Annotated in this window: 17 protein-coding genes and 2 pseudogenes; 5 read left to right on the top strand and 14 right to left on the bottom strand. The window is 49.9% G+C overall.

Annotated elements, in window-relative coordinates; all coding sequences use genetic code 11:
• Positions 1–182 precede the first annotated feature (182 nt).
• A complete protein-coding gene (locus J4G02_12350; protein MCE2395369.1) occupies positions 183–1133 on the top strand; it encodes a PmoA family protein in 951 nt (316 codons plus the stop codon).
• A 22-nt stretch (positions 1134–1155) separates the two neighbouring features.
• On the top strand, positions 1156–2028 hold the full coding sequence (locus J4G02_12345; GenBank protein ID MCE2395368.1) for a phytanoyl-CoA dioxygenase family protein: 873 nt from the start codon (positions 1156–1158) through the stop codon (positions 2026–2028).
• Between the two features lie 47 nt (positions 2029–2075).
• On the opposite strand, the gene J4G02_12340 is transcribed toward J4G02_12345, so the two are convergent.
• The 5 genes from J4G02_12340 to J4G02_12320 form a co-directional block, all read right to left on the bottom strand.
• A complete protein-coding gene (locus J4G02_12340) occupies positions 2076–2795 on the bottom strand; it encodes a cupin domain-containing protein (GenBank protein ID MCE2395367.1) in 720 nt (239 codons plus the stop codon).
• A gap of 66 nt (positions 2796–2861) precedes the next feature.
• Positions 2862–3632 (bottom strand): sugar phosphate isomerase/epimerase, encoded by a 771-nt coding sequence (locus J4G02_12335; GenBank protein ID MCE2395366.1) that lies wholly within the window; start codon positions 3630–3632, stop codon positions 2862–2864.
• Between the two features lie 73 nt (positions 3633–3705).
• A complete protein-coding gene (locus tag J4G02_12330; protein ID MCE2395365.1) occupies positions 3706–4743 on the bottom strand; it encodes an RluA family pseudouridine synthase in 1038 nt (345 codons plus the stop codon).
• A gap of 157 nt (positions 4744–4900) precedes the next feature.
• Positions 4901–6283 carry a dihydrolipoyl dehydrogenase gene (lpdA, locus tag J4G02_12325; protein MCE2395364.1) on the bottom strand — a complete coding sequence of 461 codons (1383 nt, stop codon included), beginning with the start codon at positions 6281–6283 and terminating at the stop codon, positions 4901–4903.
• Positions 6284–6323: 40 nt separating this feature from the next.
• Positions 6324–7217 carry an aldo/keto reductase gene (locus tag J4G02_12320; protein ID MCE2395363.1) on the bottom strand — a complete coding sequence of 298 codons (894 nt, stop codon included), beginning with the start codon at positions 7215–7217 and terminating at the stop codon, positions 6324–6326.
• A gap of 300 nt (positions 7218–7517) precedes the next feature.
• Here J4G02_12320 and J4G02_12315 point away from each other — a divergent pair.
• Positions 7518–8625 (top strand): annotated as a pseudogene (locus J4G02_12315) (transposase).
• A 90-nt stretch (positions 8626–8715) separates the two neighbouring features.
• Here J4G02_12315 and J4G02_12310 read toward each other — a convergent pair.
• Entirely contained in the window at positions 8716–9081 is a 366-nt protein-coding gene (locus J4G02_12310; protein MCE2395362.1) for a cupin domain-containing protein, read from the bottom strand.
• 257 nt (positions 9082–9338) lie between these two features.
• Here J4G02_12310 and J4G02_12305 point away from each other — a divergent pair, with 257 nt between their 5' ends.
• Together J4G02_12305 and J4G02_12300 are read left to right on the top strand one after the other, a co-directional pair.
• On the top strand, positions 9339–9977 hold the full coding sequence (locus tag J4G02_12305; GenBank protein ID MCE2395361.1) for a DUF309 domain-containing protein: 639 nt from the start codon (positions 9339–9341) through the stop codon (positions 9975–9977).
• A gap of 151 nt (positions 9978–10128) precedes the next feature.
• Positions 10129–11619, top strand: coding sequence for a S41 family peptidase (locus J4G02_12300; protein ID MCE2395360.1), 1491 nt, complete (start codon positions 10129–10131; stop codon positions 11617–11619).
• A gap of 101 nt (positions 11620–11720) precedes the next feature.
• On the opposite strand, the gene J4G02_12295 is transcribed toward J4G02_12300, so the two are convergent.
• The 8 genes and pseudogenes from J4G02_12295 to J4G02_12260 all read right to left on the bottom strand — a co-directional run.
• The gene (locus J4G02_12295) at positions 11721–12317 is read right to left on the bottom strand and encodes a GNAT family N-acetyltransferase (GenBank protein MCE2395359.1); all 597 of its coding nucleotides are present in this window, start codon (positions 12315–12317) and stop codon (positions 11721–11723) included.
• Between the two features lie 6 nt (positions 12318–12323).
• Positions 12324–13115: a sugar phosphate isomerase/epimerase gene (locus tag J4G02_12290; protein ID MCE2395358.1), complete on the bottom strand. Its 792-nt coding sequence runs from the start codon at positions 13113–13115 to the stop codon at positions 12324–12326.
• A gap of 82 nt (positions 13116–13197) precedes the next feature.
• A complete protein-coding gene (locus tag J4G02_12285) occupies positions 13198–16053 on the bottom strand; it encodes a VWA domain-containing protein (protein ID MCE2395357.1) in 2856 nt (951 codons plus the stop codon).
• Positions 16054–16058: 5 nt separating this feature from the next.
• The gene (locus tag J4G02_12280; GenBank protein MCE2395356.1) at positions 16059–16658 is read right to left on the bottom strand and encodes an RNA pseudouridine synthase; all 600 of its coding nucleotides are present in this window, start codon (positions 16656–16658) and stop codon (positions 16059–16061) included.
• A gap of 102 nt (positions 16659–16760) precedes the next feature.
• The gene (lpxK, locus tag J4G02_12275; protein MCE2395355.1) at positions 16761–17891 is read right to left on the bottom strand and encodes a tetraacyldisaccharide 4'-kinase; all 1131 of its coding nucleotides are present in this window, start codon (positions 17889–17891) and stop codon (positions 16761–16763) included.
• Positions 17888–18355, bottom strand: a complete 468-nt coding sequence (locus J4G02_12270) for an NUDIX domain-containing protein (GenBank protein MCE2395354.1) — start codon at positions 18353–18355, stop codon at positions 17888–17890. The genes lpxK and J4G02_12270 overlap by 4 nt, the downstream gene beginning before the upstream one ends.
• Positions 18352–19482, bottom strand: a pseudogene (gene lpxB / locus J4G02_12265) (lipid-A-disaccharide synthase). Before lpxB ends, J4G02_12270 begins: the two are co-directional and overlap by 4 nt.
• A 132-nt stretch (positions 19483–19614) precedes the next feature.
• On the bottom strand, positions 19615–21223 hold a 1609-nt coding region (locus tag J4G02_12260), incomplete at its 5' end, for a hypothetical protein (protein MCE2395353.1).

Genomic DNA, 21223 nt, shown 5'->3' with positions numbered 1-21223 from the left:
GTCCTTGTTGATAGCGCAATTCTAATTCTTAAAGGAACGGGGGAGAATCCCAATCCTTTAGGTTTGGGAGTATGTCAAGTATCAATGCCTTTGCTTTGGAAGTATGTCAATATATCATTGCCCACAAAAAACGTCAAGTGCAAAAGAGGTGGATAGTCCCTCACCAATAGGAGCGCAGCGTTATGAAGTATTTTGCAGTGGAGAGTTCAGACATATCCGTTCCAAACGACTGGATGGATGATCCGGTTCGGCTTTTGAAGGTTAGTTGGAAAGGCAAACCTATTACCGGCTTCAACCAGTCTTCTCGCCGCTGCTATGTCTATCCGGTGGTGACGCCGTCGGGTGTCCCTGTTACAAACGAAAGACCGACCAGCGACCATCCTTTCCACCAGTCAATCACCGTCGGGAACGACTACTTCTTCACCTACCAGACATCTGCGGCTGGGCGATTTGAGGACCCCGGCATGTGCTTCTACACCAACGAGCCTGACATGCGTGGGAGAGGAGAGGGACGCATTGTGGCGATGACGCACAACGAATGCACGGAGTTCAACGAGAACCATCTGGAGTTCATCGTAAGGATGCAATGGCAGGGACCTGAACAGGGGTACGCCCCAAAGTATCGCCGCGTTGTTGCCGAAGAGATGCGCACCATCAGTGTCTTTCCCGGCGAAGTTGCCAACATCCTCGACGTGCGTTCACAACTTAGACCAACGGAGTGGGATATCCGCTTGGGCCCGTCACGGCACGGATATTTCACGATTCGGATGACCGACCATCTCAGGGTTGTGGACCGGGATGGTGTGAAACAGGACGGTAGCATTGTGGATTCTGAAGGACGACGAGACGATGAAGTAGGTTGGCAGCACGCAGATTGGATTGATTACTACGGAACGGATGCCCAAGGGCGCACCGCCGGTATTGCGGTTTTCCAGTTTCCTTCGATGGGAAATGTGGCTTGGTATGCGGGGGACTATGGAAGTATCCGGGTCAACCCTTTTCGCAAGGGAGCCACCTATGTATCCCGTGGAGAAGAGGTGGACCTGGCCATTCGGGTGGTCGCCCACGATGGAGACCCCTACGAGGCGGGTGTTCCAGATCTGTACGAGTCCTTCAAGCAGGAAACCGGATAATTTCAGGAGAGGAGATTGAGCCATGTCAAATGTATCTGCTTCCGCCCAAACAAAGGTTGGGACGCCGCGCATAGACGACCGGGACTGGAGCCAACTCACACTCGGTCAGCGCATTCAGCAGCTTGAGGTCGAGGGCTACGTGGTTCTCCCAGATCTGCTTGATGCGGACCACATTGCGCGTCTCAAAGCCCAAACATCGCAGCTTGAAACGACGCACGTAGACTACAGTGTCCATCAACGGGGGAAGTCAAGCATCCAGTTCGCCGGCGGCGCGATCTCTGAGCTGATTGCGTATCCACCGATGATTGAGTTCCTCAAAGAGTTGTGCGGCGATCAAGTTGTTTTGATGTCCTACGATTACTCCCGATCTGAGCCCGGACACCCTGGCATCAGTCTGCACTGCGACGGTCAACCTTGGGGCTCCCGGATTTTCAGTGCGGAGTACACCTGTCCCAAAATTATCCGTGTCCTCTACTACCTAGACGATTTAATCCCCGAAGTTTCGCCTTTCCGCATAGTGCCGAGATCCCATTTGAGTTTCCACAACGAAGCAAACCCCTACCTGCGCTACGCAGAACACCCCGAAGAGATGATGGTGACGTGCAAGGCGGGTGCTGCGGTGCTGTTTAATAACTATGTCTTCCACGGCAACTACCCAAACGTCGGGACATACCCACGGGAGGCGCTGCAGCTTTCATACCGACCGACTTGGGCAGGACCCGCCGCCGAGGTGGAGCCTTGGGACAAGAATGAAGTTGCCAAACTCTCCCCAGTTGTGCGTGAGTTGATGGGTGACCGCAATGCTCGCATTTGGATATACGAGGGCGGCAATAAACCGCCCAATATGCCCCACGAAGCCCCCGGCATGAATCCGAGTCGGTGGGAGCGTGAGTAATACAGCGCGTAGCCACTCAACCCCGATTTACCGGGATTTCGTTACACTCAAGCTGCCATAATCAGAGAACTTACCCACTCCTGATGCGGATTCAGGATTTTGTACGTCGTGCCGGCGGGGATGTGAATCATATCCCCTTCGGTTATCTCCTGTTCTTCACCACCGCTTTGGAGCACACCGCGATTCTCTACCACATAGTAGACCTGCTCAATATCCGTGTGACACCGTTCAATTGATTCGTTACCGGGCTGCACAGACTCACGAGCGATGAATTGCATTCCCTTCAGACAACCGTTCTCACTATCGTCTTCAGGTTCTAGTTGATACCATCGTACCGCACCGGCACCATCCCCCTGCGGCGGTGTCTGGGTCCAATTGCGGATGGTAAACTTACCATCCCTGCTCGGAACACCCATACTGATGACATGATGTTCCAACCAACCTTCATTCATGGTGTTGAACATCTGGTGATGGATGTCGGCCGGTAAGTAAACTGCATCCCCATCTTTTACGGGATAGCGCTTATCGTCAAACAGCACTTCTCCCTTCCCGCTGAGGATGTAGTAGACCTGCTCCAAACTTTCATGTTTGTGAAAATCGGATGTCTTGCGTCCTTGGAGCGCGTGCCGGGCAAAGCCGCCCAACCGATCCAGACGATGCCGATCATCGTCACCGCCTTCCTTCACGGAGCGTAGACATCCCCAATGTACTGCGCTTAAATGAGCGATGTTAGGTTGGACATCACGCCAGTTCTTTATATAAGCCATTTTTTCCCCCTTATCTAATTACACTTTTTGGTAGTAGGGAACAACGATTGTTGTTCCCTACCGGTATTATTCGCCCACAAACGCCTTAAACAGCCCTATATACAACGCAAGCACCTTCTCCGGATCTGGTCCCCGATATGCGCATTCATTGGAGATATAGCCGTCAAATCCAATGCGTTTGAGCCACTCGAACATCTGACGGTAAAGTTCAAAGGTTTCCGGCTCCTCGGCAGCGTGGGTATGCACTGCCGTGATGTGTGGCGCAACCTGTGAAAAGAGCGGTTCAATGCTTCCCGCCTCGCAACCGAAGAACTGGCAGTTGAATACGAACCCGACGTTAGGCAGATTTACACCTTCGATGACCTCCATCGCTGGGACGGGATCTATGAAAGATCCGTGCATTTCGATGGATACTGTAATGCCCTTCGGTTGGGCATACTCCCCAAGTGCCTTCAGTGCATCGGTGACATACCCGACAACGGCATCGCGGGTGTTATCGTCGAATCGGTCACCGAGAACGCGGACGTGGTCACAACCCATGAAGTCCGACATCTCAATAACGCGCCTGATGCGGCGTACGCTTTCGACACGATCATCAGCATCTGGTGAGTGGAAATTCTGGCAACTCGTCAACGATGAAATCACCACCTCGCTGGCATCGACTTCATCTTTGAGCCTTCCCCATTGGTCTTCGGGTGTGTCCCACTCGAAGCCGTGTTTCTGCTCATAGTCCATCAATAACTCAACGCCGTGATACCCTGTGGCTTCAGCGATTTTGAGTATTTTGCTCAGTTCCCAATCTTGACAGGTCTGATATGTGTTCAGCGACCATTTCATAATACTTCCTCCGAATTTGAATTTGTCAGCAGAGTGTAACACATACAAGGGATCAGGTCAACTATAGAAGTCTCTATTCTTCCACCCGCCTCAATTCTTCCACCAACCACCACATATCGTTGGGCATTGGAGCGGAAAAAGTCAGTCGTTCCTCCGTCTCCGGATGGATGAATCCAAGCGTATGGGCGTGCAGTGCTTGGCGGTTAAGTGCCACAAGTGCTTCTTTAACAGCAGCGGAAGGGGCATCATGGATGGCGCGGGCATACCCGCCTCCATAGACGTGATCGCCGGCCACAGGGTGGCCGATATGACTGAGATGGACACGGATCTGATGGATGCGTCCCGTTTCTAATGTCAGCTTGAGGAAGGAGAGCCGGTCATACCGTTCAAGGAGGTAATAATGAGTGACTGCTTGACGGCCACCGATCCCTGTGACTGTCATCTTCCGTCTGTCTCGCGGACTCCGGATGATGCGGGCATTGACGGTTCCCGTTTCGTTAGGAGGTACACCGCAAACAACAGCGTAGTAATGACGTGTGGTGGTGTGTGCCTCAAACTGCGCTGAAAGGTGCCGATGTGCGTGATCTGTCTTAGCGACAACAATCACGCCGGAGGTATCTTTGTCGAGACGATGCACGATGCCGGGGCGTTGAACGCCGCCGATGCCGGGGAGGGTTTCACAGTGATGGAGCAACGCATTGACCAGCGTGCCGGATTGAGCCTCACCGGCGGGATGGACAGTCATACCTGCCGGTTTGTTCACGATGATCAGAGCGGAATCTTCATGCAGAATATCGAGCGGAATCGGTTCCGGTTCAATGGTCTGAAGAGGGCGTGGGGCGGGAAGTGTGAGGGAAACCCGATCGCCGGTTCGGAGTTTGTAACCGGGCTTGGACGGTTTGCCGTTGACGGTTATAGCACCTTCGCGAATCAGTTTTTGGATGTATGTTCGCGACAGAGAAAAGAGGGGTGTCATCTCTACCTCCGTCTCTATCTGCTCTGGGAGTTGTGCCTCGACAAAGCGGTCAAGTCTAACATCGGTTGGGGCGAGGTCTCTGTTAGACGCACCCTCCCCAAAAGGGGCAAAATCGAAAACTTGAGACTTAGGCATGATGAGGTATAGTAAATCTAGTAGTAGGCATATTGCTCTGAATCCCGATTTTATCGGGGCTCCGTATGCCGTAACCTCTTAAAGCCCCAGAGGGGCGACATGTGCCACATTGGGTTATGTACGATATATTGAGAGTATCTCTCAACGGTAATCTGCGTTAGAAAATATGAATGGCGCGGTCATAAGCTGCCTCAGCAGATTCCATAACAGCTTCAGCGAGGGTCGGATGTGCGTGGATTGTGTGCGCCAAATCGGCGACCGATGCCTCCATACGGATGGCAACCACAGCTTCATGAATCAGGTCTGAAGCGTGCGCGCCGAGGATATGGACGCCAAGGATGTCGCCAAATTCCTGATCTGAGATAACCTTGACGAATCCATCTGTTTCGCGCATTCCCAAAGCCTTACCGCTTGCTGCGTAAGGAAATCGCCCGACCTTGACCGCGTAACCTTCTTCTTCGGCTTGTGCTTCCGTCATGCCGCATCTAGCAATTTCGGGAATTGTGAAAACGCACCACGGTATAGTGCTGTAATCCATCTCCGCTTCCCCGCCCATGCAGTTTTGTGCAGCGACAATCCCCTCTGCCGATGCAACGTGCGCCAACAGATATCGACTCGCCACATCGCCGACTGCGTAGATGCCCGGTACATTCGTCTCCATCCGTTCATCGACGACAATCTTGCCTTTATCTGTACGGACGCCGACGGTTTCCAATCCAATACCTTCCGAGTTGAAACTCCTGCCGATAGAAATCAACATCTTCTCAGCGCTAAAACTTTCGCCAGACTCTAATATTGCCGTCACGCCCGATTCCGATTTGTCCACAACCGTTACGTTGGCATCTGTCTTGATTTCGATCCCTTTGCGTCTCATCAAAAGGCGGAGCTGTCGAACAATCTGCACATCCTCCGTAGCGAGAATTGTCGGCAGCAGTTCAAGGACAGTGACATCGCAGCCCAATCCGTTGAAGATCGACGCAAACTCACAACCGGCAACGCCGCCGCCAACGATGATGATACTCTTGGGAAGTTCCGTCAGTTCGAGAATTCCCGTTGTTGTCAGCACCTGCTGTTCATCAATTTCAAAGAGAGGGATATTCGCGGGCTCTGAACCGGTGGCGATGATAATCCGATTCGCTTCTATCTGCTCCTGTGTGCCGTCCGATTTCGTCGCTGCTATCCTGTTCCGCCCGGTGAGGATACCAGTTCCGTTAATTGTATCAACCCCGTTTCTTTTGAGTAACTGTGCAATGCCGCCGGTTAGCTTTTTGACAGTAGCTTCCTTGTGTCCTAGCACCTGCGAATAATCTATCTCTGCGCCGCTAATTTTGATTCCAAATCCCTCTGCCTCCCGAACTTGCGTAGCGAAGTGTGCCACCGAAAACAGCGTTTTGGTTGGAATACACCCCCGATTTAAGCAGGTGCCTCCCCATTCCCCTTTTTCGATTAAGCAGACTTTGCCTCCTAACTGAGCAGCCTTGATCGCTGCAACATAACCGCCCGGTCCCCCTCCAATTATAGCAACATCATAAACAGACATTAACATCTCCCATAGGTGAAGAAATTCAAAGATTAAATTCTTATATCACAGTTGCCAATTGCTCCCAGATCTCCTCCGGCACTGGCGTAGTTGCCGCAGCAAAATTCTGTTCAACCTCCGCTGCGTCTTTAGATCCTGTCAGGCTCATATGGATAAGCGGTTGACGCAGACAGAATTGGATTGCTAAATTGAGCAGATTCTGATTGTTTTCTGCTGCCCACTGCCAAAGTCGATGCGCCTTTTCTCCCTCCGGCGGTCGAGCAGCTACGTCCGGTTCAACACCGGAAAGCAGTCCCATTGCGATTGGGCTGCCGTTGATAACTCCAATATCGTGCTTTGCCGCAAAGGGCAACAAGCTCTCAGCAGCGGTCTGGCTAAGCAGCGTGTAGTCAAGGAAGGTCAGGATCACATCCACAACACCCGTTTCAATGGCGATACGGTGAAACTCATGTTCACGCACACCCAATCCAATAAAGCGTAGTATCCCTTCGTCGCGCATCCGCTGGAGTTCCTCAAACGCTCCACCCTTTGCAATCACAGGGTCCATGCTGTCCGGATCGTGAACGAGACACACATCTAGATAGTCTGTGTCCAACAACCGCATGCTATTTTCGACGCTTCGGCGCGTCGTTGATGCCGAAAAGTCGCCACGCCATTCGGGATGCGTCCCTATCTTTGTTGCCAAGTAGATCTTCTCACGCCAACCACCAGCCAACGCTAGCCCAATCCGTCGTTCACTTTCGCAAGCCCCATACAACGGTGCCGTGTCGAGGTAGTTCATTCCCAGTTCTATCGCCCGATGTACCGCTTCAATCGCTTCATCATCGGATACATTGTCGCGTCCAACACCTGCGCCGCCCATACTGAGCGCGGTTACTTCTAAACCTGTGCGCCCCAACCGACGGCGAGGTAGCATTGTACTTTCCTGTGTCATGATTATTCCTTATTGTATAGAACTATCCAAGTTGCTAGTAGTAGACATATTGCTCTAGATCCCACAGACACCAGACCAACAAGCAACAACTCGCGCCATTATCAATCTTGCTGACAAGCCCCCTTCCCTTTAGGGAAGGGATGTAGTCAGCCAAACCCCGTCAATTAGTGAAAAAAGGTAAAATTGCCGGTAAAATATGGTATACTTGTCTTGGCTTTCGTGGGAAGGTACGACGCCACCGCTCGGTGGTGCTTCCCACACCCTATCGTACAGGAAATGAAAGTTAGAAAGCTGAATCCCATGAAAACCTACAAGTTTAAGTTATATTCCAATCACGGTAATCGTGAATTGCACAAGACGATAGACGGACACGCTCACGTCTGGAATCATTGTGTAGCGCTCCAGCGTCGTTACTACGCGACTGATAAACCATATCTCTAAACTGAAACGGTTGCCTAAGTTCGCCCATTGGAATCAACTGCCAAGCCAAGCGATTCAAGACGTGGTTGGACGAATAGATAAAGGCTACCAGGCAATGTTTGAAGCCCGTGCTTTGGATAAGAAATGGGGGCGTCCCCGTTTCAAGCCACGTCGCAAATATAAGTCATTCACGCTACTACAAGCAGGTTGGAAATTGCTACAAGGAAATCGCATCAAAATAGGAAAGTGTATCCATTCCTATTTCAAGTCCCGTCATATTTTTGGCACTCCCAAGTGTTGCACGATAAAACGGGACGCTGTAGGTGACATTTATATCTGTATCTTAACAGACTATGAGGAGTCAGACCTTAACCGAGTCATGACGGGTAAAATCGCAGGCTTTGATTTCGGTCTTAAAAGGTATCTTACCGGTCACAATGGACATGATATAGACTCGCCTCTGTTTTTCAAACGGAGTCTCAGCGCTATCAAACGGGCAAACCGAGCGCATTCACGAACCAAGAACAAGTCCAAGAACCGTGAACGGGCAAGGCTTGACTTAGCACGAAAACACCGCAAGATTGAACGACAACGAGCGGACTTCCACCGGAAGTTGGCACATGAACTCACTGACGCATACGACGAGATTCGCCTTGAGGATCTGAACCTACAGGGCATGAAACGCCTTTGGGGACGCAAGGTCAGTGACTTAGGCTTTGCCGATTTCGTCAAGAAGTTTTGTTATATCGCCAAGAAAAAAGGTGTCAAAATCACCTTCATTGATAAATGGTATCCTTCGCCTAAAACTTGTTCCGTTTGTCGTGCTGTCAATGAAGCGTTGAATCTCCGTGATAGCACATGGCAATGCAGCGATTGTGGTGCAGTCCATGACCGAGACCGTAACGCTGCAATTAACATCTACCGGGTTGGGGCATCAACCCTCGAAGGAGAGGACGTAAGAGGCGGTTCGCTGTCCTGTCCTTGTTGATAGCGCAATTCCACTCCCTATGGCGTGGCGGATGAGAATCCCCACCCTTTAGGGGGTGGGAGTATGTCAAAGAGTAAATAGCAGCCTATATTATAACTCCCGGTGTAAATGTCCGCGACGCGCATCCGGTGCAATGACGCTCACCCACTGAATCCCTTTTACAGTGTCGTCAGGAATATGGCCATGCTCCACGCCTTTGGGGGTTACAACCAGATCGCCCGGTCCAATCCGATACGATTGACTCATGCCATCAGAGGTGCGCAGGGTAACAGTTGTTGTGCCTTCGGTGAAGTACCAATATTCATCATAGTCGTGATAGTGTAGCTCTGTTGGCTGATCTTTGGATACTGCAAAGTGGCCAATACTTCCCATATCCACTGGATCGAGGAGGGGCTTAACCGCTTCTCCGACGCGTTCTCCAGCACTGAGTTTGACCACATAGATATCTGTTTTCATCGCTATCTCCTCTGGTCCTTTGATTGTTTTGTTTCCACTTAATCTCTGTTGGTTATGGTATCTTAAACGACCTGTCCCATCAAACCTGTAGCGAGGATGTTATCACAAATTGAGCGGAGAATGCTATGAAAAAACGGTAAAGTTGAAGCACCGCATCCACCTAAAGCTGATACATCTATTACTACCTGTAAAATCTATCCTGAATGTGATATAATAAAAGTGACAACAAGTCCTCTTACCGCATCACAATTTTAACTATGAAACTAAAAATTCCTAAATTTCTCAGGAGTTCGAAGCAGAAAATCACGGTTCCATCGGTTCTGGAGGAAAGCAAACCCATAGAGCAACCGCAGCCATTCGATCCAGATGGAATCCGATACTGTCCACAGCGTCCTTTCCCGCCCTATCGCCATGTGCCGGGGGTCACACCACATCCGATCAGAGATCCAGAAGGGCATAGCTACGGCTTGGAGGACGACGATAGCCCGGTTTGCCTGCCCGCGGATTGGCGTCAAACTGAAGATTATCTGTACGGAGTCGATCTCTATAATTTTGCCTATTGGTGGGAAGCGCATGAGGCGTGGGAAGGGCTTTGGAATAAAACGGAGGACGATTGTCGGTTGTTTCTACAGGGGTTAATTCAAATTTCGGCGGCGCTGATTAAGTACCACATGCGACAACTGCGCGGGCTGCAAAGTCTTTCAACCAATGGACGCAACAAACTACGTCAGGTGCTAACCAACCTCGACAATCCAACAGGGATGTACATGGGTATGGATCTCCCCGAATTCCTAGCCCGCCTTGATACCTTTTGCGAGCCGTTCTTTTCCGATACAGTCTCGGAGCAAACTTACTCTCACGTGACAGTGAGGCCGCTCATTCACCTGCATTTCTAGACTATGGTCGAAGTTAAGAGAGAGTCACTTTTAACTTCTTGCAGCATTCCGCGAGTCGTGTTATAATTATAAAGACTAGATGATTCTACAAAAGTAAAATCTCAACTATATGCTGCGCTTAATCAAAGAACAACAAACATGAGGGGGATTCATGGTTCAATATAGAAAACACACTTTGCCTATCGCAATTCTGGGAGCTGCTGTTATCATTGCGCTCTTTCTCGTTCCGCTGGGAGAAAGAACTGCGTTAAGTGATCGCGATGGCAGAAACAGTCTCATGCTGCAGAAGGCGCTAATAGAGGTGATTAGAAAGGCAGATGTACATTACTACGACAACGTCGATCAGCAAGAGATGTTTGAAGGGGCTATCAAAGGTGCACTTGCCGCTCTAGACGATCCCTATTCTTTCTACCTGCCGCCGGTGGATCAGAAACGCGAGGAGGAGAATCTCTATCATGCCAAATTTGGCGGACTGGGTATTCAGATTTATGCAGATAAAGGCTTTATAAAAATTGCTCGACCTTTGGCGAATACGCCAGCGATGCGAGCAGGGTTGCAGGCAGGCGATTACATAACCAAAGTTGATGGGGAGCCGATTCATATTAGTGCGGGTGGACAAACACTTTCAGAGGTTGTTGATATTTTAAGAGGATTGATTGGTACGGAGGTTACAGTTACGGTGCAGCGCCGAGGATATTCGGAACCGTTTGATGTGACCCTAATTCGTGAGGAAATTAAGATTGAGAGCGTTCGGGAAACAAGACTAGAAGACGGAATCGGTTATATAAAAATTGAGAACTTTACCGGCAGAACCGTTGAAGAGTTCAAGAAAGCGTTAAATACTTTACTTGATACTGAAGACGGAGCGATGACGGCACTGATTTTGGATCTCCGAGATAATCCAGGGGGATTGCTTAAAGCTGCCTACGATGTAGCGGATGCCTTTATCTCTAGGGGTATTATTGTGTCAACACACGGACGACTTAATCGATACAACCAACAGTATCCAGCAACGCATGAAATCCTGTGTCCAGCGGAGGTCGAGCTAGTTGTGCTTGTAAATGAGTATAGTGCGAGCGGTTCTGAAATTGTCGCAGGTGCCATCAAGGACTCCAAGCGGGGAGCCGTTCTCGGCAAGAAAACTTTCGGCAAAGGTGTTGTTCAGCAACGGTTTCCTTTGAACAGCTTAGAGAAAAAAGGCGCAGTTTCACTCACAATCTCGACTTACTACACGCCGAGCGGCGTCTCGATTAACGAAAAAGGGATTGAGCCAAACATCGTGGTTGAGATGAGCAAACTCGATAAAGTAACGGCGGCGATGCGGGTCTATGCTGCGGAATATGTCAAAACGTTTGTTGAAGAGTGGATCGAACGGACAGAAAAGGAGATGGGTGAAACGCCCAAAGATTTTTCTCAGTTGGAGGTGGAACTCCCAGAGTTAATGGCAACACTTATGGAAAACAAGATCACACTTGATATGGAGATTGTCAAGAACGAAGCGAAGGCGGTCTTCAACAGAAATATCGGTATTGATCCATTGATTGATCTCGTCAATGACAACCAGTTACAGAACGCAATCCAACTGATCACAACGGACGGAATTGAAGCAGTCCTCGCACCATCTACAACAATAGACCTCTAAAAAAATCCTAAATTTACAGAAGTTAGATTTTTATCTCTGCTGAACAAGGTCAATCAATCTTTTTGGAAGTGGAAGAAGATTAGTGTGAGGCCTGTTCGAGATTACAGCGGCCGTATATAGTGTACCTGCCGGGCAATTTCGACGAAGCCCATCTTGGGATAAAATTCCGTTCCAATCTGATTTTGTTCCAACGTCTCAATCCGCGCGTAAAGCATTCCTTCCTCTTTGAGATATACCAATGCAGTCTCAATCAGTTGTGTTCCCAACCCTTGCTGTTGGAAGTCTGGGTGCACAGACAGGTTTGGGATTCCGCCGATTTTCGTTTGACGATTGACATAGGTGGTGATATAACCCGTCACCTCTCCGTCAATCTCTGCGACGAACACACCGTCCGCGTTTGCTTCTACATCATCGTTAATGTGCGGCATCTTGCGCTGTTTCCAATCGAGTTCATTAATAATACCGAACCTGTCTTCGATATTCTTATCGATTGAAACTCCCTCGAAACAAATCGCCGTGATTTGCCGTAGCGTTTCAAGATCTGATGGTCGATATTTCCTTATCACAATTTCTCCTTCCTGCAAGTTGCCGCTAGGGCTGCACCCGTAGTGGTGATTTTGGTTAATTTCTCTCTCCAAGCTGCCACACAATAATCGGAAAATGGTCCGGTGTTCAGCAGCCAAGCAAGTTCTCGACATTGTTTCTCATGCCCAAAGTGCACCAGAAATCAGCTGTTTCAGATATTCGATTTCATGTGCTGCCGTTTCATAGGGTGGGTGATGGCTGCCATGTTCGATAGAAATGTAACCGTCAAAACCCTTGTCCTTTAATATCCGTGTGAACTCCGTAAAATCCTCCTCCCCGGCATCCAGAAATGTCAAATTGGGCCAATTTCCTATCCAATTGTGTGCATGAACATGAACAACGTGGGGACCTAACTGCGCTGCTGTGTCGAACACCGATTCGCCTAATAGCGGTGTCTGGATATTCACCTTCAGATTTTCCATCCCTACGTCGGCTAACAGTTTGAGTGTAGTTGGACTCGTATCTGTTAGGTTAGGACCCGAATGGATAACCTGATGGGTTTCAAGTGGAAACACGATGCTGTGCGGCATACCCATCTCACAAATCCGCTGTAATCCTCTCACGCAGGCATCCCACTGCTCCGCCGTTGCATCGGCGCTGCCGACATTGCCGGTGTAAGTGCGGATGAAGGGACCTCCCAACTGAATCGCATACTCGATATATCGCACTGCATCCCGGATACTCTGCTCCCATGTCTCCAAACTTGTGGTGAAGTCAAAATATGGGCAGATCTGGACAATTTCGAGGTGGTGTGCGTCCATTATCCCTGTGAGCCACTTTAGATCTGCGCTAGAGAGGTACTGTTCCCAAAACTCTAATCCGTCGTATCCCATCCGCGCCAACGTCGGGATCGCTTGTTCAATATCCTGTTGTGTGTTGCCAAAGGCATTCGTGCAAAACGATGCTTTCATGCTGTTCTCCTTTGCGAGGTTATTGCCTTAGATTTGCCGTTCCTACAACAAGCACGGGCAAGATCGCGAATTTCAAGCGGACTTATGTAGATGGTTCGCTTTTATGTGCCCGACTTTTCGCTTGCAACAGTCTGCCCATGTTACCTGTCGCTGTAGGTTGTGGGGCTGCTGATGTGCCTGTCCTCGACACCGAATCTGATTCGCCTCCACCCTGATAGCCAAATTGGGATGCCGAGGAAGGGGCGAAATCACTAGGCGTTGTCGATGTTTCCTCTGTTAGGTTTGCTTTCGTTTGCCTCAAGCGTGAAAGTGTTAGCGATGATGCAGGGTCCTCTCGGCGACGCAGGGATGTCAATTGTGCTTTGAGTTCCGTAAGATAGCCGCTCGCAATACTGAAACGGCGCAGAATCATCTCCAAGACGAATAGAATCAAGCTGATTATCAACAGAACAAACGAGAGTGGTTTCAGGTGTTCAATCGCTGTCCCGCGGTGTTGAGTGATCTGTTTAGGTGATGGCTCAAAAATTCCGTTGGTTCGGCTGGCAAGTGCATTGAGCAACTGACGATTCGTCTCAAATTCGGCAAACTCCGGGGGGTAAGAGAGAACAAGGCTTTCATAAGCAGTGCTTTCGACCTGCCCATCTCGGTTTTTCTGGACAGTAAGAAGATATGATCCGCGCTCACGCACGGGGAATTCTGCCGAATATCGCGTCGGTGTAACGCGGTGCAGCTCAGCGACCTCTCCCCCGGCGTTGGGTAGAGCGATACGCGCATCAAATGTGATTCCGTGCGTTGCTATGGTTGACGCCATATCTATGAATAGTTGGCCCCTACCGTACTGGTGAGTTACCCTCAAATCGAAATCACCTGCTTCATCTATTGATAGTAACACCCAATTAACAACCTGCACCCAGAATTTGCCGAAATTCTCCCACTCAATCCAATCCGCCCCCCAACCGGGCTTCACATCAGAGGTAAAGGCGATAGACCTACCAAGCCCGTAGTTCCACCCAGCAAGGATTGGGTGATCTTCATGGGAGTGGATATAGGTCTGTGCGAGTTCCTTTTCTGAGGTAGCAATGTAGCCGTAGAGTTTCGGTACGCGATCAATCCCCGCTAACATTGGGTAATCTCCATCATTAACGCTTGGCTGAAACGGTTCTTGAACCGTATACTGCTGCGTTTGACGCACCTCGTCAGCCATAATCTTTGGAAGCTCACTGATGTTCCGAACATCGCGGTATCCACCGCCTCCCGCTTCAGCGATTGCTTTCATCAGTGCCCGGTCCGCATCACCGATAGCGATGGTCGAGAGAGTCATCTTGTCTGCTGCAATCCGTTTCGCCAACGGAATAAAATCGCCCTCCGATTTGCCGTCTGATAGAAGCAGGATATGTTTCTGTTTCGCGTCAACCGTTTGAAGTCGCTCATGAGCCTTCTCCAGTGCGGGATACATCTTCGTACCACTGCCGGGACGCAACTTTCCAACTTCACGGAGCATATCTTCGTGTGCGGTTGTTGGTGGGCGATCCATCCTGATTTTCGCGGCGAAGGCTATCACCCCGACGCGGTCTTCGTCGTCGAGCGCACGAATGGAGGCACGTACCCCTTCAAGTGCCAACTGGATTTTCTGATACGGACCGATATAGTTTGCCATACTTCCAGACGCATCGACAACAAGCATCAATGCAAGGGATTCTTTTTTCTGACGAGGTGTCATTTCGAGGGGCAACACCTTTTCCAGCGGTGTGTCGTGGTAGCCACCCCTACCGAACGCCCGGTCCCCGCCAATCACGACTAATCCTTTCCCCAGATCGCGAACGTAGCTTTCGATATGCTCCATCTGAAGGGCGGAAAGTTCATCGGCGGATACGTTGCTCAAGATTATGGCATCGCTGTTTTGGAGCGTGACAAGATCGGTTGGAAATTCGGAGGGAGAGAGGATTTTAACCGCCAAACTGTTCATTTCAAGGACAGTCGTCAGTGCTTCTGTCTGTCCAGTATCTCCCTCAATATACAGGATATGCGGCGTTCCATAAACGCGGGTAACACCGTACCCCGTGTTGTTTTCGGGGTTATCGCCGGTAGCGTTAGCAACAGAGAGCTCGATTCGATACTTATAGACATTTTCCTCAGAAATTCGTTGCGGAAAATCAATTGGCTGCTTACCCCGTTCCAAAACTCTCGTTTGAGGTTCAGTCACAGGGATGTCGTTGCGGTAAAGTCTCACTTGAACCGCTGTATCCGCTGTTGTTTCGACAATCGCGCGGACCGGGAAAGTTTCATCTACTCGCACCTGTGACGGGGTTTCCAGCGTTCTCACCCAGACTTCGTATTCCCGCTCGGACAACAGTGGCAGCGTGAAGATCTCGATTTCACTCGCCCGGACGAGGTCTAGCAGAGCTGCTGCTTCACCGGCGTTTTGAACGCCATCACTCAGCAGTACCAGCCGCTTTTGTCCTACTTGCCCATCGGGCGATAGACTCAGTCCCAGTTGAATCGCTCCTGCGAGATTGGTTGTCGTTCGGTCAAGTTCTACACTATATAAAATCTCTTCTGTTAGATGGGGCTGCGCTGCTGTAGACTGATTTAGCACACTCACTGCAGCTCCCCCTGCGAACAGAATGACGCTGAATAGGTCGGTCGGCTTGAGTGCGTCAAGGGCTGCGTTAATCTGCTGGATTCCTGCTTTTTGCTGTACCGTTGGAACGCTGTCAGACACATCAAGGAGGAACACGACAGCGAGGATATCTTCTTGGCCTTTCTGCTGCAAACCGACTAATGCCAAGATGAGGCAGAACACCGCCCCAAGACGCAGTAGGAGGGTCCCAATCTTCCGCCAGCGCGCTGCCTCAACGCGTGTGTAAGAATTAATAATCAGCAAGATTGGAATGATACCGAGGAGTAAAAAAAAGAAGGGATTACTAATCTGGAACATAAGGATCACAAAGTCCTAAACTGTCTAGGCCAGAAAGACTCTAGCTCCGCTAAAAAGGTCATCTCTTCTTTTCGTGTTGGGTGACTGATAGTAAGTGACCGGGCGTGTAAAGCCAACGCTTTCTGTCCAAATTTGACTTTAGACCCGTACCGAAAATCGCCAATCACTGGATGCCCACGATGTGAAAATTGTACACGAATCTGATGATGTCTACCTGTTACGAGTTCAATCTCAACCCAGGACACACCTTTGTGATACCGAAGCCGACGAAAAAACAATTCCGCACGTTGACCGCCGGGCCCTTTAACTAGATGGCTTGTGGGACCACGGCGATGAATCTGATCGACCAACGTTCCGTTAGTTGGCGTTTTGCCTTCGACGAGTGCCCAGTAAATTTTTCGGACATCTCCCACCCGAAACTGTTCAGACAGCCGTTTTGCTGCTTTGGAGGTCAGCGCGAACACAACGACACCTGACGTCGGTCGGTCAAGTCGGTGGACAAGACCTATATAAACATTGCCGGGCTTATTAAACTTATCTCTTATATATTCCCGGGCATAATCCAACAGCGACGTATCGCCGGTGCGATCGCCCTGTACCAACATACCCGCCGGCTTACGGACGACGAAAAGATGATTATCGGTATAAAGAATTTTCAATGTTTGCAAGGTAAATGAAACGTAAGGGTATAGTCTACCGTAATCCCTCTATCCATTTACTCCCGATTTCGGTTCGGCAGCGACCTGCTGTAGCCGTTTTTTTAAAACTTCTGGATTCGTCCTAATTTCGAGTTCAATTTCTAACACAAAAAACTGCACAGATTCTGGAAGCGAAAATTCTGTCGTGGCTGCAAAGGCTTCTAGTTTCTGGGAGTCTTTCTCAGTTGTTACAACTATATTCACCCCAATATCACGCGCTCTTGTGCTGATGTCGTTGAGGTCTGCCAACGAGTAGCGGTGATGATCGGGGAACGCTAGAAGTTCCACAGCCTTTGGTCCAAACTGGCGAAGCGTTCCAACAAAGGCTTCGGGGTTGCCGATGCCACATACCGCAAGGATGTGCTGCCCTTTTAACAGATCTAGCTCACATTCTTCACCTGTACTCAGTTGATACAATCTTGTGGGTTGATGACGGGTCTCGAAAATCTGTTTCTCTTGTACAAATGGCTCAAAGTTGATAGGTGCTGCCACAAGGTCTGTCCGCGTTAGTAAGAGGATATCTGTTCTTCTCAAAGCAGTTTTCGGTTCACGTAACGTCCCCGCTGGGAGTAATCTCCCTGTGCCAAAAGGCTGGGTGCTATCAATTGTAAGGATGTCCAGATCTCGTGCCAACTGTCGCCGCTGAAAGCCATCGTCCAAGATAAGTACGCCTTCCGCGTGCCCCCAAAGCTGAATCACTTCAAGACCGGCAGTATAGCGATCACTCCCAACCACAACGGGAACACCTGGTAGCTTACGGGCTATCATGCCAGCCTCATCGCCACTTTCTGTCAGAGATGTCAGAATCTGTTTCCCATCGGATACGACTAAGGTTGAATGACGGTCTTCTCGACCATAACCACGCAGAAGCACCCCCACTTGGAATCCTTCGTTTTGCAGATATTTTGCTATCCAGATGACTACCGGCGTTTTGCCTGTGCCGCCGGCAGCGATATTTCCGACGCTAATCACCCTACAAGGAAGGTGTTTCTGTTTGAGAATCCTACAATCGTAGAGCCAATCTCGCGTCCTGAGGACTACGGCGTAGATATAGCTCAGTGGAGTCAGCAAGCCAATCAGGAGAGATGGAATAATCCCCGTCGCCCTGCCCGTAATGATAGCGTACAGATAATCCTTCATGAGTAATTCTGCTCGATGAGTCTAACAATCTTATCACGGTTTGTTTCTATCAATTCCCGCTGTTCGGGCCAAAATATCGCCGGAAGTGCCTCGATTGGATACCACGCGAGTTCGTAGTGGTGTTCAACATCCGTTGGAATACCCTCCACCTGTTCTGTAACAAAGAGGAAATAGTGGGTTGTAATCCAGCAAACTCTGTCATACGAGAGACGCTCTCGAATTTCCAGTTTTTCAATCAGTTCTAGTGAGGATAAGCCTGCTTCCTCTTCGATTTCTCGGCGGGCAGCATCTTCTAAACTTTCGCCGGGTTCGACACCACCCTTTGGCAAAACGCGCTCCGTAAGACTAAGTTCTCCGACGAGCGCGACATAAATCTGTCCATCTGCTATCCGTGCAACAACGCCCCCCGCAGATGTTCGATCTGAAACACCGGGCGGGCGTTTATACCAACTTTCGTCAATCATTTAATTTCTCCTTGCTTGATGTGATTCAGTATTAACTGAGCGGTTCGCTGCGCTGCGCCGGGTTCCCCCAATTGTTCATACACCCAACGAAGCTGCTCTTGCTGTGCTGCTCGCTTTTTTGAGTTCTGCAACAGTTCAAGGGCGATGGGGGCGATACGTTCTGCTGTCACTTGATCTTGGAGAAGTTCTGGAACGATTTCGCGCTCTGCGATAACATTGGGCAACCCGCTGAGTTCCAGTTTAACGAGGGCTCTGAGGATATGCCACGATAACCTCGACATCTTGTAAACCACAATCATCGGCGTACCTAAACAAGTGGCTTCAAGGGTCGCTGTCCCCGATGCAATGAGCATCAAATCTGATGCGCGCATGGCTTCATATACTTGTTCCCTTACAACGTTGACCAACGGCATCTCTGGCAACGTCGCTGAATCAATACCGGGTGCAAGTGGAAGGACAAATTGGCAATCTGGCACAACCTGATGTATCTGATTCGTAACCTCCAACATCACCGGCAGGAGCCGTTCAACTTCTCGACGACGGCTGCCGGGCATCAGTCCAATCACGGGAGGATCTTCGTTCAAACCGATCGCATGACGGGCTTCCGCACAACTCAGATCGATTCGGGCAAAGTCCAGCAACGGATGCCCAACAAACTCCACATTTGCTCCAGCGCCCCGATAAAATTCCGCCGCAAATGGAAAAATTGATGCGACAGCGGTTGTCGTTTTAGCAATCTTTTTCGCGCGATTTGGTCGCCATGCCCACGCTTTGGGGGGAATATAGTAGATGACCGGAATCCCCAGACGATGGGTAAAACGCGCCAAAGGCATATTGAAATCGCCGAAATCAACCAATACGAGGGCATCGGGACGCTTCGCACGAATCAGATGTTTGAGATGTTTGCGCTTCTTTAAGAAAGCAGGGATGGCGGTAAACACCTCGCCGATTCCCATCACCGCAGAATCGCGGATATGATAGATAAGTTCAACCCCCGCTTCCTCCATCAGATCGCCTCCCATGCCAAATAGCCCTAAATCGGGAGCGACTTCTTTTAGTGCGGCAGCTACACGGGAGGCTTGGAGATCGCCGGACGGTTCACCGGCGACAATCATAATCGTTGGCATGTTGTTGAGTGATGCGTGAAATGTAAAACATAAAAGTTCATGCTAAGAAATCATGCAATAGAAACTGAATTTTTGCTAAAAACTCGGTTTCTCTTTGCGCTTTGTGCTTTTTTTACAGGAGCCACTTCTGTCTTATTTCTCCCCAGCGGTTTGGGTCAAATATTTACCGATAACTTCCTCCGGTATCTCTAGCCTGCCCCCAGTATGACCAAGCACCAAAGGGGTATACTGAATCGGCCCCGATGACTGTGGAATCGTTTCAACCATCAGTAGATATTCCCCCAGCTCCAGTTCCTGAATCATTACCGGACTAGATGCCAATCGCTTAAATTGGTTGTCGAAAAGTTTGGCGTCTAGTTGGTCGCTCTCCGTGCGAATGCCAACCCCCACTTCTCCTTTTACCGTTACATTAAATTTGAAAATTTGGATTTCACTAGGACGGATTAACCGGGGACTGTCGGATGCGGTATCAAGTGGTTTCGGAAAAACCTTTAACAAGCGGATATTCCCTGCCTGCGTTGTTCCTTCTAATGGTCGTGTCCAAAGCTGATAATCCCCCGGCGGCAGAAAGTAGTGAAGCTGCCGACCTTTGTTGCTGCTTCCGACACTCGTAGCCACTACCTTTTGATCTGCTAGCAATGCCGTTACGCCCGGTCCGTCTGCATCAGCAATGATGTAAGCAGGATGCTTTAAATCGAACATCCAGCGTTGCGATCGGTTTTCTAATTTCGCTAACCCATTGGAGAGACCTTTCACTCTGCGAGGCTTCTTACCCATAAACGCCAAATCTTTCTCCTCTGGATTGGCTTTCCAGACCTTGACATAGCCGGGTCCGTATGAAATTTCAAGTATTCCCGGTGTCCGGTTTGTGCCGTTCGGAGCATCCTCGCTAAGCAGGACTTGGAAGCGTTCCCCCTCGTGAATAAGCCCATCGTTCCCTAGGAGACGAGCTCTCAACGCATCCCCTGTCACAAAGAGTTCTTTCGCGTCCTTGACCTCATCAATCCACAGCGATATGATGCCTGCTTCGGTGAAGACACCTTCAAAGCCCTGTTTTGAGTCGAATTCCCCCACGGTTCCCACAGTTTCTTGCTTCCTTTCGATGCGGAATAACCCTGTGTCGTCCGCGTGGTTAGCGATGACTAGTTCTCTGCCGGGAACGGTAATTAACTCCTGAGTATTGCTGCGTGCGGCGACGAGTGCCTGCGTCTGTTTCCCATCCCAAACAAACGCGACCAATCCCCCGGTAAGCAATAGTTCATAAGTCTGACGGGATTTATCTAGCACAAAAGTCTTGGCGCTGCCGGGCTTGATTGGTCCCTCGTATGAGAGCACTTGACCGAACTGTATCCGTTCTTCTATCCGAAGGGGGTGTGTGGTAAGATGTACCTTCTCTGTTTCAACTGTTTTGCGCGTTTGCCAGATTTTTGCGCGGTATTTCCCTTTACTTGGCACCGCTGCGACCGTTTTCGATGGCGCTATCCCCATCCCACCCCAGTGAAATTTTGAGCCAAACTGACTTTCAGAAGTATAGGTCATCGCACCAATCTGTCCCCCGATGGAGTTCACTTCTAGCAACAAAGGGCCATCATTCTCGTTTTCCAGATTGAAGGCGAAGGGGAGTTGTCCCAATTCAACCGTTTTAACCGTTCCGGTTGCCAGCGCAAACGGTTCAAGGAGGAGATGCTGGGTTTTCTCGTAAGGACTCAAGATTAGCCAGCCTCGTCCATCATTCATCACC

Source organism: Candidatus Poribacteria bacterium, assembly GCA_021295755.1.
Taxonomy (GTDB): Bacteria; Poribacteria; WGA-4E; order WGA-4E; family PCPOR2b; genus PCPOR2b.
This window is presented reverse-complemented; position numbering and strand designations above follow the sequence as displayed.